Origin of the sequence: Planococcus beijingensis (assembly GCF_016820615.1) — a bacterium.
GTDB classification, from domain to species: Bacteria; Bacillota; Bacilli; order Bacillales_A; family Planococcaceae; genus Planococcus; species Planococcus notacanthi.
Window position 1 is genome coordinate 212,947 of sequence record NZ_JADHDZ010000002.1, and the last position, 13,483, is coordinate 226,429.

The 13,483-nt window shown below is 47.1% G+C and carries 13 protein-coding genes and 2 riboswitches; of the genes, 12 read left to right on the forward strand and 1 reads right to left on the reverse strand.

Annotation, left to right across the window (positions count from 1 at the left end; genetic code table 11):
* Positions 1–57: 57 nt before the first annotated feature.
* The 10 genes from comGA (at position 58) to gcvPB (ending at position 8,639) form a co-directional block, all read left to right on the forward strand.
* Positions 58–1,086: a competence type IV pilus ATPase ComGA gene (comGA, locus tag IRE19_RS07255; RefSeq protein ID WP_203339841.1), complete on the forward strand. Its 1,029-nt coding sequence runs from the start codon at positions 58–60 to the stop codon at positions 1,084–1,086.
* Positions 1,055–2,098: a competence type IV pilus assembly protein ComGB gene (comGB, locus tag IRE19_RS07260; RefSeq protein WP_203339842.1), complete on the forward strand. Its 1,044-nt coding sequence runs from the start codon at positions 1,055–1,057 to the stop codon at positions 2,096–2,098. Before comGA ends, comGB begins: the two co-directional genes overlap by 32 nt.
* Positions 2,099–2,109: 11 nt before the next feature.
* Positions 2,110–2,427 carry a competence type IV pilus major pilin ComGC gene (comGC, locus tag IRE19_RS07265; RefSeq protein WP_191715857.1) on the forward strand — a complete coding sequence of 106 codons (318 nt, stop codon included), beginning with the start codon at positions 2,110–2,112 and terminating at the stop codon, positions 2,425–2,427.
* On the forward strand, positions 2,424–2,852 hold the full coding sequence (gene comGD, locus IRE19_RS07270; protein ID WP_290185254.1) for a competence type IV pilus minor pilin ComGD: 429 nt from the start codon (positions 2,424–2,426) through the stop codon (positions 2,850–2,852). Before comGC ends, comGD begins: the two co-directional genes overlap by 4 nt.
* A gap of 7 nt (positions 2,853–2,859) precedes the next feature.
* Positions 2,860–3,141 (forward strand): hypothetical protein, encoded by a 282-nt coding sequence (locus IRE19_RS07275; RefSeq protein WP_225218537.1) that lies wholly within the window; start codon positions 2,860–2,862, stop codon positions 3,139–3,141.
* The gene (gene comGF, locus IRE19_RS07280; RefSeq protein ID WP_203339843.1) at positions 3,129–3,566 is read left to right on the forward strand and encodes a competence type IV pilus minor pilin ComGF; all 438 of its coding nucleotides are present in this window, start codon (positions 3,129–3,131) and stop codon (positions 3,564–3,566) included. The genes IRE19_RS07275 and comGF overlap by 13 nt, the downstream gene beginning before the upstream one ends.
* Before the next feature lie 206 nt (positions 3,567–3,772).
* Complete coding sequence (locus IRE19_RS07285) at positions 3,773–4,285, forward strand: shikimate kinase (protein WP_191715855.1); 513 nt, start codon at positions 3,773–3,775, stop codon at positions 4,283–4,285.
* A gap of 142 nt (positions 4,286–4,427) precedes the next feature.
* Positions 4,428–4,519, forward strand: a riboswitch (glycine riboswitch).
* Between the two features lies 1 nt (position 4,520).
* Positions 4,521–4,597: riboswitch (glycine riboswitch) on the forward strand.
* Positions 4,598–4,687: 90 nt separating this feature from the next.
* Positions 4,688–5,788, forward strand: coding sequence for a glycine cleavage system aminomethyltransferase GcvT (gene gcvT, locus IRE19_RS07290; protein ID WP_203339844.1), 1,101 nt, complete (start codon positions 4,688–4,690; stop codon positions 5,786–5,788).
* 27 nt (positions 5,789–5,815) lie between these two features.
* A complete protein-coding gene (gene gcvPA / locus IRE19_RS07295) occupies positions 5,816–7,183 on the forward strand; it encodes an aminomethyl-transferring glycine dehydrogenase subunit GcvPA (protein ID WP_203339845.1) in 1,368 nt (455 codons plus the stop codon).
* Entirely contained in the window at positions 7,176–8,639 is a 1,464-nt protein-coding gene (gene gcvPB / locus IRE19_RS07300; protein ID WP_191715852.1) for an aminomethyl-transferring glycine dehydrogenase subunit GcvPB, read from the forward strand. The genes gcvPA and gcvPB overlap by 8 nt, the downstream gene beginning before the upstream one ends.
* 298 nt (positions 8,640–8,937) lie before the next feature.
* On the opposite strand, the gene IRE19_RS07305 is transcribed toward gcvPB, so the two are convergent.
* A complete protein-coding gene (locus IRE19_RS07305) occupies positions 8,938–9,321 on the reverse strand; it encodes a rhodanese-like domain-containing protein (RefSeq protein ID WP_203339846.1) in 384 nt (127 codons plus the stop codon).
* A gap of 99 nt (positions 9,322–9,420) precedes the next feature.
* Here IRE19_RS07305 and IRE19_RS07310 point away from each other — a divergent pair, with 99 nt between their 5' ends.
* Together IRE19_RS07310 and IRE19_RS07315 are read left to right on the forward strand one after the other, a co-directional pair.
* Positions 9,421–10,257, forward strand: coding sequence for a lipoate--protein ligase family protein (locus IRE19_RS07310; RefSeq protein WP_203339847.1), 837 nt, complete (start codon positions 9,421–9,423; stop codon positions 10,255–10,257).
* A 187-nt stretch (positions 10,258–10,444) separates the two neighbouring features.
* On the forward strand, positions 10,445–13,003 hold the full coding sequence (locus IRE19_RS07315) for a vitamin B12-dependent ribonucleotide reductase (RefSeq protein ID WP_203339848.1): 2,559 nt from the start codon (positions 10,445–10,447) through the stop codon (positions 13,001–13,003).
* The last annotated feature ends 480 nt before the right edge of the window (positions 13,004–13,483 follow it).

The window sequence follows — 13,483 nt, forward strand, 5'->3', positions numbered from 1 at the left end:
TATACTATGTGGGAACAGAGAGGCAGCCTTTGTTCAAGCCGAAAACAGGAGGTGGATATGCAATCGATTATTGAACGCCGCTGCGTTGATCTTCTGCACGATGCGGCAAAAAACAAGACCACGGACATCCACATCAAACCCGAACCAACCTGCTATTCCGTCACTTACCGTTCGTTCCAAAGCCTGCGGCAAGTGACACAACTCCCCTTTGATCTGGGTGATCGCATGATCGCTTATTTCAAATACCTATCCCTTTTAGATATGAGTGAAAGAAGAAAACCCCAAACCGGTTCATTCCAGCTTCCCATCGACGAACTTTCCTATTACTTTCGCATTTCAACTTTGCCTTCCGTTTTGACGAAAGAGAGCATTGTCATTCGGATCATGCCGGACGATGCTGCTCAATCCCTCCATCAACTGGCAGCTTTCCGTGACTCTGCACGTCTGCTTGAAAAACTTTCTGAAGCTTCACAAGGCCTGATTTTGCTGACAGGGCCAACGGGCTGCGGCAAATCGACCACGCTGTATTCATTGCTGAAACATTGCGCCGATAAATTGAACCGAAACATCATCACGCTGGAAGATCCCGTCGAACGGAAAAACCAGGCAATTCTGCAGATCCAAGTCAATGAAAAAGCCGGCCTAAGCTACGCTGCAGGGCTGAAGGCCATTTTGCGGCACGATCCTGACATCATTATGATCGGAGAGATACGTGATGCAGAGACAGCGCAGATAGCCGTGCGCGCGGCTTTGACGGGCCATCTGGTCTTTTCGACCATTCACGCCAGGCATTCGGTCGGCTGCCTGCACCGTTTGCATGATTTAGGGGTGTCATTCGAAGACATGTCACAAACTCTGATCGCCGTTTCGGCACAAAAAATCATTCCTATGTATTCGGATACCGGCCAATCGGAATCTTGCCATCGTGCTCTCTATGAGATTTTAGAAGGCGCCAGGCTGGAGGAGGCATTAGCATCAGCCGGCCAGAAAAAACATTATACGTTGCCGAACTCCTTGACGTTCGACGGCCAGATCAGGGAAGGGGTGAAAATCGGTGCAATTCAAGCTTCCTTTGCGCTCAGATAAAATCCGCATACGTGATCGGGAACAGTTTTTGACGCGTCTGGCTGTTCTCATGAAAGAAGGATACCTGCTGCCGACAGCTTTGAGCTTATTGCTGCCGATGCATACGCCGAAGCTGGAGGAAACACTGGCAGGCATAACCGGCATTTTAAAAGGAGGCGGAAATGCCGCTGAAATCCTAAAATTTCTAGGCTTTAAAGACCATGTGCTGTTTCCGATTGAAATCGCGGAATACCACGGCCGCTTGGCTGAGTCGATCGACAGCATCGCCAAAAGTTTTGCAAGGACGGAACAAGTGCAGAAAAAGCTGAAGAATATTTTGATTTACCCGGTATCCCTGTTGATTTTCACTTCAGTATTGTTTTTGTTTTTCCGCACCAGTTATGTGCCGAATCTGACAGAAATGATGGATTCGCTTCAATCAGGAGAAGAAGGATCCGGAGTACCGGCCTATTTGCTTAGTCTCCCAGATTTTTTTATTGCCATCTTTGCGCTGGCGGCTCTGTCGGTTTATGTTTTCAGGCAATTGCTGAAAAGACAGCCCATTGAGCGGCAAATCGAATGGTTGCTGGCGGTGCCCGTGATCGGCAGCTTCATGAAACTGTATTGGTCGCATCTTTTGGCTCGTGAACTTGGTACATTGTTGCATAGCGGAATCTCCATGCAGGAATCACTCGAACTTCTGCAACGCCAGAATTACCATAAAATCATCCAGTTCATGACACGGCTGTCCCATGAAGAGCTGATGCTGGGGCAGACGTTTTCAACATCGCTGGAACATTTTTCATTTGTTTCCAAAGACATGCCGGCATTTGTGCAGCATGGTGAATTGACCGGCTATTTGGGGAAAGAATTGCTTCTCTATAGCGAAGTGCTGATGGAACAGATCGAACAGCAGACGCAGCGAATATTGCGCATTATCCAACCGAGTTTTTTTATCATGATCGCCATCTGCATTGTGGGTGCTTACTTGGCCATCCTAATGCCGATGTATAACCTGGTCCATACCATTTAAGGAGGAAAAATATGCGCTTATTGAAAAATCAAAGAGGGTTTACGTTAATTGAAATGCTGATTGTTATGCTGATTATTACAGTCTTGATTGCTATAGCCATTCCAAATGTCACAAAACAATCTTCTGCTGTAGATGAAAAAGGCTGTAAAGCTTATGTCCAGATGGTCCAAGGGCAAGTGGAATCCTATCGTATGGACATGAAGGCGGTTCCGACACTGGCGAATCTTGTAACGGAAGGTTATTTGAAAACTGGGGAGACGGAGTGTCCGAATGGCGATGCCGTGAATATTTCGGTTGACGGAGTGGTGACCTCTACTAAATCGTCATAAAGGAGAAGGGCTTTACCTTGTTGGAAATGTTGCTTGTCTTGATGGTGTTGATGGCGATCATTGCCATAACTATTCCTGGCTATCAGGCGATGTCGGTCAAGAAAGAAGAGCAGCGTTTTTTTGAAATCTTGCAGCAGGATGTATATTATGCGCAAAGCCAGAGTTTGGACTTGAAGCAGGTGGTGAAAATCGCGTTCCGGGAAACCAAAAGATCTTATGACATCTATATGGACACCCACATACCGGGCCAGACCAGGAAACTTCCGGATTCCGTCACTTTGAAAAAGACCAGCAATCTCACGGAAATCAAATTCAATGCCAGTGGGTCAGTGGTCCAGTCGGGAACGTTCCGTTTTGGCACAAGCAGCGGAGAAAAGACAATGGTTGTCCATCTTGGAGGAGGGAGAGTGGTGTTTTCTGAATGAACGAGGAATGTCCTGGGCTGAAACCATGGTAAGCCTGTTCATGGTGTTTATCATTTTTGGCAGCCTGCTGCCGGCCATGCTCAGTGTCCAACAAAGCCTGCAGGTGAAAAAAGAACGCGTCAGTGCTTTTGAAACCCTCCATGAAGCAGCGAGGGAAATACATTCGACTGGGGCATTGCGTGGCCGCCGCAGCGTAAACGGCATCGTCTACAGCTGGGAGATGGCGGACAGCCTGTGTGTCGATTACGCGGATTTTAGAGGTCAGCAGGAGCGGCTATGCAGCGAGTAAAGCTGCTGGATGAAAGAGGGTTTTCATTTCTGACATCACTTTTCGACTTATTGGTGTTGATGACGATGCTGCCGCTGATTGTCCTGTTTTATGGATTTGCTGTCAGTTTTACAGGAGATTTGGATCCGCACCGGCTCGAATGGCAATTGTTCACAAGCGATTTGCAGGGTTATTTGAACAGCAGCGACTCGCTTGAAATCATCAACGAAGGAAACGGGGTCCGTATCATCCAGATGGGAGAGGAGTATGATATTGAAATGTACACGGACATGATCCGTAAACAGAAAGACAGGAAAGGCCATGAAGTTATGTTGACGCGCATCCGCCATTGCAGCTTTTCTTTAAATGGCGACAAGTTGAAGATCAAAGCAGAGTTTTCCACCGGCACCTTGGAAGAGGCAGAGTATGTTTTTACGCGTCCTTAAAAATGAAAAAGGTGCTATCTATCCGATTGCCATCGTCTTTTTCATGTCCGCTCTGGTTCTGTTATCCCACACGCTCGTCCTTTATTCCGTCCAATATAAAACATACGATGGTTTGGAAAATATGCATAGACATGCTACGATACAACTACTAATAGAAATAGAGCAAAATAAAATACCTGAGTAGAGGTAAGTATCGGGTGGGTAGGATGAACAGAATTTATTTGATTGGATTCATGGGCTGCGGGAAAAGCGCAGTCGGCAGAAGGCTAAGCTTTTTGCTGAAACTGCCCTTCTACGACATGGACAAAGAGATTGTCCGGCAGGTAGGGAAAACGATTCCGGAGATTTTCGAGCAGCATGGCGAAGAATATTTCCGGCAATTGGAAACGCAGTTTTTGCGAAATTTTAAACAGGATCATTGCATCATCTCCACCGGCGGCGGCGTGACCATGCGAAAAGAAAACCAGAAAATCATGAGAAATACCGGACTCGTGCTGTTTTTGGATGCGCCGTTCCGGGAAATCTGGCGGCGGATCCACAGAGATCCAAACAGGCCGATTGTCCGCCAGTCGACGCGAGAGGAAATTGAAGCGTTGCATAAATCTCGCTACAAAGCGTATAAACAAACTGCGCATATCACTATCCGGACCGAATTCCGGACGTTGCGGCAAATTACACAATACGCTGCATTTCAAGTAAATCGACTAAAAGGCGAATGATTTGATTTTAATTAATCAAATCATTCGCCTTTAGTCCTTTTAAGGAAAAAAGATTGCGCTTTCCTTGGATCAATGTTAGGATTAACTCAAAGTTATACTATTCTGTATAACGGATTGGACCAATCAATATTGATTTGGGCGGATGAATGTATGGGGAGAGAACGCCAAGGCGTCGCCGAAGGAGCAAATAACAGAAGTTATGAATCTCTCAGGCAAAAAGACTCATACAGGACGCATCTCTGGAGAATGCTGCATGTCAGCTACCAACGAGGAAAGCCATTACGGTAAACTTTCAGGTTCCAGGACAGAGATTTCCCTTTAAAGGGAAATCTCTGTCCTTTTTTCGTGTCTGCAGTCAGGTTTGGCCGGCCGAAGGAAGTTGAAGAATGAGGAGGAAAATCATTGGCACAGTTAAAACGTACACCCTTATTTGAAACGTATTCGGAATATGGTGGAAAAACGATTGATTTTGGCGGTTGGGAACTGCCTGTGCAATTTTCAAGCATCAAGGAAGAACATGAAGCTGTCAGAACCAAAGCAGGACTTTTTGATGTATCCCATATGGGGGAAATCTTCGTTACCGGGCCTGATAGCTTAACGTACCTCCAGCATCTGGTTACCAATGATGTGTCCAAAATCCAGGATGGCCAGGCACAATATACAGCGATGTGCTATGAAGATGGCGGTACAGTAGACGATCTATTGGTTTATAAATTGGCGGATCAACAATATCTTTTGGTCGTCAACGCATCTAATATCGAAAAAGATTTCGAATGGATGGAACAGGCGAAAAAAGGCGACGTTACATTAGACAACGCATCTGATCGGTACGGTCTTTTGGCATTGCAGGGGCCTCTTGCAGAAGTGGTGCTTCAGCGGCTGACAGATGAAGACCTGTCATCGATCAAGCCCTTCCGTTTCAAACAGGATGTCGATGTTGCTGGTCAGACGGTGATTTTATCGCGTACTGGTTATACCGGTGAAAATGGTTTTGAGATTTATGCTGCTCCTGAAGCGTTGACTGTTCTATGGGACAAGATCCTTTCAGAAGGAAAATCGGATGGCGTTGTGCCAGTAGGTCTTGGTGCGCGTGATACATTGCGCTTTGAGGCTGGTCTTGCTTTATATGGCCAGGAATTGTCGAAAGACATAACGCCACTTGAAGCTGGCATCAATTTTGTCGTGAAATTGAAAAAAGAGCAGGACTTTATCGGCAAACAGGCATTAGCCGCACAGAAAGAAGCGGGTGTTCCACGCAAATCAGTCGGCATTGAAATGATCGATAAAGGCATTCCGCGTCATGGCTATGCGGTATATGCAGAAGACCGTAAAATCGGAGAAGTGACGACCGGCACACAATCGCCGACTTTGAAAAAAAATATCGGCCTTGCCTTGGTTTCAAGTGAGTTTGCTGAACTCGGAATTGAATTGGAAGTCGAAATTCGCAACAAACGGTTAAAAGCGAAAACAGTAGAAACGCCATTTTATAAACGATCCAACTAATCTAACTTGAAAAGGGGACAGCACCTTATGAAACATCGTTATTTACCAATGACATCTCAAGACGAAAAAGAAATGCTGGAAACAATCGGCATCGGATCAATCGATGAATTGTTTTCCGATATCCCGGAAAAAGTTCGTTTCAAAGGCGAATACAACATTAAGCCTGCTAAATCCGAGTCTTCATTGACAAAGGAATTGGCACAACTTGCTGCTCAAAATGCCGACACCAACCGCTATGCATCGTTCTTAGGAGCTGGCGTATACGACCATTACAAACCGATTATTGTGGATCATGTAATTTCCCGTTCTGAATTTTATACGGCTTATACTCCTTATCAGCCTGAAATTTCTCAAGGCGAATTGCAGGCGATTTTTGAATTCCAGACCATGATCAGTGAATTGACAGGTATGGACATTGCCAACTCATCCATGTATGACGGCGGAACTGCGCTTGCTGAAGCTGGAATGCTTGCTGCTGGACACACGAGACGCAAAAAAATCCTGGTTTCGCGTGCGGTCCACCCGGAATCACGTGCTGTTGTCCGAAGTTACGCACTTGGCCAGTCGATCGAGGTTGTTGAAATTCCATTGAAAGACGGACACACGGATATGGACGCTTTGACGGAAATGATCGATGAAAACGTAGCAACGGTGATGATTCAGTACCCGAACTTCTTTGGACAAGTTGAAAACCTTAAAGCGATCGAACCGATTGTCCACGGGGCCGGTGCATTGCTATCGGTTTCTTCCAACCCATTGGCACTCGGTGCTTTGACTTCTCCAGGACAGCTTGGCGCTGATATTACAGTGGGCGATGCACAGCCTTTCGGCATTCCGGAAGCTTTCGGTGGACCTCATTGCGGTTATTTCGCTGTGACGAAGAAATTGATGCGTAAAGTACCTGGCCGTTTAGTCGGTGAAACGACGGATGAAGAAGGCCGTCGTGGATTCGTTTTGACGTTGCAGGCACGCGAACAGCATATCCGCCGCGACAAAGCGACATCGAATATCTGTTCCAACCAAGCATTGAACGCATTGGCTGCATCTGTAGCGATGACAGCACTCGGCAAAGTCGGTACACAAGAAATTGCCAAGCAAAATATCGTGAAGACCCATTATATGAAACAGCAATTGAAAAAAGCAGGCCTTGAAATTGCATTTGAAGGCGCTCATTTTAATGAAATCGTTGTGAAAACGAAAGAATCCGTTAAACAGTTGAACGATCGTCTGTTTGAAAACGGCATGATCGGCGGCTATGACCTTGGATTGAGCTATGACGAATTGAGTGACCATATGCTGGTTGCTGTTACTGAACAACGGACAAAGGAAGAAATCGATGCATTCGTGCAGGAAATCGCTGCCAAAGTGCAGGAAGTGGGGGCTACTCATGCATAAGGACAACCAAGCGCTAATTTTTGAATTGACCAAAGAAGGCCGCGTCGGCTATAGCCTTCCGACACTTGATGTACCAGAAGTGGACTTGAGCGAACTATTGCCGGCTGACTTGATCCGTACAGAAGCGGCAGAACTGCCGGAAGTTTCTGAATTGGATATCATGCGCCATTACACGGCGTTGTCCAACCGGAACCACGGTGTGGATTCAGGCTTCTATCCGCTCGGATCGTGCACAATGAAATACAATCCGAAAATCAACGAAACAGTAGCACGTTTCCCAGGGTTCGCGAACATCCATCCGCTGCAGGATGAAAAAACGGTTCAAGGGGCTCTTGCTTTGATGTTTGACTTGCAGGAGCATTTGAAAGAAATTACCGGTATGGATGAAGTGACGTTGCAGCCAGCTGCAGGTGCACATGGTGAATGGACCGGATTGATGATGATCCGTGCCTACCACGAAGCGCGCGGTGACTTTAAACGGACGAAAGTCATTGTTCCCGATTCAGCGCACGGCACCAACCCGGCTTCAGCAACCGTTGCCGGTTTTGAGACCGTGACCGTCAAATCAAGTGACCAAGGACTAGTAGACCTGGAAGATTTGAAACGCGTGGTTGGAGAAGACACAGCAGCATTAATGCTGACAAACCCGAATACGCTCGGCTTGTTTGAAGAGCAGATTCTGGAAATGGCTGCGATCATTCATGAAGTCGGCGGCAAGCTGTATTACGATGGCGCCAACTTGAACGCAGTTATGTCTAAAGCACGCCCGGGAGATATGGGCTTTGATGTGGTTCACCTGAACTTGCACAAGACCTTCACCGGACCTCATGGCGGTGGTGGACCTGGTTCAGGCCCTGTCGGCGTTAAAAATGATCTGTTGCCGTACTTGCCGAAACCGGTACTGGTGAAAAAAGATGATGCTTATACGTTCGATTACGACCGCCCGGATTCCATTGGCCGTGTCAAACCGTTCTATGGCAACTTCGGCATCAACGTACGTGCCTACACGTATATCCGCTCTATGGGACCAGATGGCCTAAAGGCAGTTACCGAATATGCTGTACTAAATGCCAATTACATGATGCGCAGGCTGCAGCCTCATTTCGATTTGCCGTATGACCGCCACTGCAAGCATGAATTCGTCTTAAGCGGCCGCCGCCAGAAGAAACTGGGTGTCCGTACATTGGATATGGCGAAACGCCTGCTTGATTTTGGCTACCATCCACCGACAATCTACTTCCCGTTGAATGTGGAAGAAGGCATGATGATCGAGCCTACTGAAACAGAATCCAAAGAAACTTTGGATGCATTTGTCGATGCGATGATCCAGATTGCGAAAGAAGTAGAAGAAAATCCAGAAATCGTCCAAAATGCACCGCATACCACTGTCATCAACCGTTTGGATGAAACAAAAGCGGCGCGCCAGCCTGTGCTCCGTTATTATAAAGCTGAATAAAATACAATAATTCGCAGCTGTATCGTTCGGTTGCTGCAGGGAAATGAATTAAAAGCGTGGAAGCCACTTGGCTTCCACGCTTTTCTAATGGAACTGTCTCAACATCGTCGCTTGATTGGGGAAGTTATATTTGTCGACGAGATACTACCCGGAAGCCTGTAAATCGCTTTGTGTGCGCTTCAAGAAACCGCTAACCGCATTATTTAAGTGAGGGGTAAGATGGAGAGCGTCTTGTCTACTTTTTTATTAGCCTAGCAAATAGAGAAAACCCTTCCGGTTAAGAAAGGGTTTTTGAAGCCTAGGATTTGGATTTGATTTTTCCGGTCCATTGCTTGAAACCGCCTTGAAGCTGGAACAATTGATTGTAGCCTTTTTTCTTAAGGAAAATAGCTACCCGTCCACTGCGTGCTCCGTTTTGGTCATACAGGTAAACCGGCTTGTCTGCACGGATTTCCTTATAGCGTTGGCGCAATTGCGTCTGCGGAATATTGCGCGCTCCCAGAATATGGCCAGCTGCAAAATCTTTCGGTTCGCGCACATCAATCAATTGTGCTCTGCGGTAGCCTTCGATAAATTGCTCCTGTGTCAGGTTAGTGACAGCTTTTTTGATGCGGAAATAAGAAATGACCGCGTAAATGATGATTGCCAATACGATGGCGATCGTGATGTACAGAAATTCCAATGTTCTTGCCCCTTTCTCATCTTCCTTTATTATAAGAGAAGAGATGACGGATATTCAATGCCAATGTTACACTAATTATCGGAAATAGGAGGCGATCTTGTGAAATATCCAAAATGGATTTTTATAAATTCCGGTGCCGGCAGTCCGGCGTTCAACATGGCGCTTGATGAAGCCTTGCTGGCATGGCATAGTGAAGGGCTTATTCCGCCCGTCATCCGTTTTTACAGCTGGCAGCCTGCTGCCTTATCGATCGGTTATTTTCAGAACGTAGAAAAAGAAATTGATATGGAAGCCGTCGACCGGCTTGGCCTTGGATTTGTCCGTCGGCCTACAGGAGGCAGAGGTGTTCTCCATGAGCATGAACTTACATATAGCATCATCGTCAGTGAAGATTACCCGGAGATGCCCGAAACCGTAACAGAAGCTTATCGCGTATTGAGCGAAGGGTTGTTGGAAGGGTTTAAAAATTTGGGGTTGGACGCCTATTTCTCGGTGCCGGATACAGAAGAAAAACGGGCCGATTTGAAAAAACCGAAATCAGCGGTTTGTTTCGATGCACCGAGCTGGTATGAAATGGTCGTAGAAGGAAAGAAAGTAGCGGGCAGTGCCCAAACGCGCCAAAAAGGCGTCATCCTGCAACATGGTGCTATACTGATAGATCTGGATGCCGAGAAGCTATTGTCGGTTTTCAAGTTTTCCAGTGAAGCTGCCAAAGAGCGCATGCGCAGCAAAATTCCGGAAAAAGCAGTATCGATCAATTCGCTCCGCGAAAAACCCGTGACGCCGGAAGAGTGTATCCATGCGTTTAAAGCCGGTTTCGAACAGGCCTTGTCAATCAGTCTGGAATCCTACAATTTGACCGAACAACAATTGGCGGATGTCAAGGCTTTGGAAAAAATAAAATACGGGAATTCTGAATGGAATTTCCGCGCTTGAGAGTCTTTAGGCTCATTTTGTAGATTTCTAAAGCTGGAAACGTTGGTAAATAAAGCTTTTCATTGCCTCAAAAGTTTCCATCAGAAAATTGTTATTGAAAAGAAGTTTCAACATATAGTATGATGGGAATTGAATTAATACTATATATAGTATCTAACTCCATATAACACAAAGGAGGAATTGTCAAATGGTTTCCGCCACACAATCCCAATATTCGTTGAATGCAAGAGCTTTAAACAAAGATATCGAATCGTTTCCCCAGGTACATGCAATTACTCCTGACATGAAACTGACGCATAAAGGTGTATCGCGCCTCGTGATGATCGACCGTTATTCCTTTAAGGACACGGAGAAGAAAACACTTAAGGCAGGCGATTTTGTTGTATTGACTGTCAAAGAAGATCCGAAATTCCCGGCGCGCGGCCTTGGCTACATCGTTTCCATCGATCACCAGGCCAATAAAGCACAGGTTTGGATCGAAGAAGATTACAGAAGTGCAATCGACAAACCGGAAGAGCAGCAGGCAGGCATCGTCAATCGCCCGATCGACGTGATTGAAAAACCGCTTGAAGTGTTTTACGAGCAGATCGCCAAACGCAATGCAACGGGCCTTGCCTCTGTAGAAGAAACAGCTGAAAAGCGCCAGGAATGGTTTGAAAAATTCTATCAGCAATTGGTTGGATTGAAATTCATTCCGGCTGGACGTGTCCTATATGGAGCGGGTGCTGATACGGACGTTACGTACTTCAACTGTTACGTAATGCCGTTCGTGGCAGATTCGCGTGAAGGCATTTCCGATCACCGTAAACAAGTGATGGAAATCATGAGCCGCGGCGGCGGTGTCGGAACAAATGGTTCGACACTTCGCCCGCGCAACACCTTGGCACGCGGTGTCAACGGCAAATCATCAGGTTCTGTTTCGTGGCTGGATGATATCGCTAAATTGACGCATCTTGTTGAGCAGGGCGGTTCACGCCGAGGCGCACAGATGATCATGCTGGCTGACTGGCATCCGGATATTGCAGAATTCATCATTTCGAAAATGCAGAACCCGCGCATTCTTCGTTATTTGATTGAGAACACAGAAGATGAGACCATCAAAAAATTGGCTCACGACAAATTGAAATTCAAACCTTTGACAGAGCAGGAAGATGCAATGTACCAAGGGATCCTGAATTACCGTGCGATTCCTGGAATGGGCGGATTCAATGAAAAAATTATGCGCGATGCTGAAACCAAGCTGCGTGATGGCGGAACTTATTCAGTCCACAACGAAGAATTCCTGACAGGCGCCAATATTTCCGTCACATTGACCAGCGATTTCATGACAGCAGTGGAAAATGATGCAGACTTCGATCTGCGCTTCCCTGCAGTAGAGTCGTATTCAAAAGAAGAGATGGCTGTCTACAATGAAAAATGGCAGGAAGTCGGCGATGTCCGTGAATGGGAACGCATGGGCCATGGTGTCCGTGTTTACCGTACGATGAAAGCACGCGAACTGTGGAACCTGATTAATATTTGTGCTACCTATTCAGCAGAACCGGGTATTTTCTTCATTGACAATGCCAATGAAAAAACCAATGCAGCAGCTTACGGGCAAAAAGTCGTAGCGACCAACCCTTGCGGCGAGCAGCCATTGGCGCCTTATTCTGTTTGTAACCTGGCTGCCGTCAACTTGGCGCAGTTTGCAGATCCGAAAACGAAGACGGTCGATTTCGAAGCGTTGAAAGAAACGGTTCGTGTCGGTGTCCGCATGCAGGACAACGTCATCGATGCAACTCCTTACTTCCTGGAAGAAAACCAGGTTCAGGCACTTGGTGAACGCCGTGTTGGCTTGGGTGTCATGGGGCTTGCGGATCTATTGATCTATTGCGATAAAGAATACGGTTCTCCGGAAGGCAACGAGCTTGTAGATGAAATCTTTAAGACGATTGCTACGGCTGCTTATGAAATTTCGACAGACTTAGCAGCAGAACGCGGCAGCTTCCCGTTCCTCATCGGCAAAACTGATGAAGAGACGGCAGCACTGCGCAAAGCTTTCACAGAAACAGGATTTATGCAGGGAATGCCGGAACATGTTCGCGAAGCAGTACTTGAGAAAGGTATCCGCAACTCGCATCTGTTGACGGTAGCTCCAACAGGATCTACTGGGACGATGGTTGGCGTTTCAACCGGACTTGAACCTTATTATTCATTCACATACTACCGCAGTGGACGCCTTGGCAAATTTATCGAGGTGAAAGCGGACATCGTCAGTGAATACCTGAAAAACAACCCTGAGGCTGATGAAGAAAACCTGCCGAAGGCATTCGTGACATCCATGGACTTGGCGCCTGAAGCACATGCGGATGTTCAGTGCATCATCCAGCGCTGGATCGACTCATCCATTTCGAAAACCGTCAACGCTCCAAAAGGTTATACAGTCAAACAGGTGGAAGGCGTCTATGAGCGTCTTTACAAAGGTGGCGCTAAAGGCGGAACGGTTTATGTCGATGGCAGCCGTGATTCACAAGTCTTGACGCTGAAGGCCGAAGAAAACACGTTTGAAGAAGAGCAACAGCCGGAAGAGACTGGCAAACGTCCGATCGTCTTGATCGACACAATTCAGGATCTCCGTTCAACCAATGTCACCATCGGTTCAGAAGTAGGCGATACATGCCCAGTTTGCCGAAAAGGGACAGTCGAAGAAATGGGCGGCTGCAACACATGCACCAACTGCAACGCTCAGCTGAAATGCGGATTGTAAAATGACCAGCGCGATGGCCGAATAGCCATCGCGCTTTTTTATGGTTTGTTTCTGAATGGTGCTTGAATTTTTGACCGCTTCCGCTTTTCGATGTCCAGCTGCAGCGCCCATATTCTAGGGTCATAAGCCATTCCGGCTGTGCGGCAAAGAGCGCCGCTTCGCCGATCTGTCTTATGCCCGTCGAATCTACACGGTCGCTTCCGCATTTCTTGTTGTCCAGCTGCAGCGACCAGATTCTAGGGTCATAAGCCATTCCGGCTGTGCGGCAAAGAGCGCCGCTTCGCCGATCTGTCTTATGCCCGTCGAATCTACACGGTCGCTTCCGCATTTCTTTTGTCCAGCTGCAGCAGCCAGCCCCTCGAGTCGCTTCAGCCTTCCCGGTAATGGCAAAGACCGCCATTACCGGGAAGGCTTCCAGCGCTTGTCGGGGCCAAACGGCTGCTTTCGCTTTTCATAAAAGTTGCTCGATTGTTCCGATAT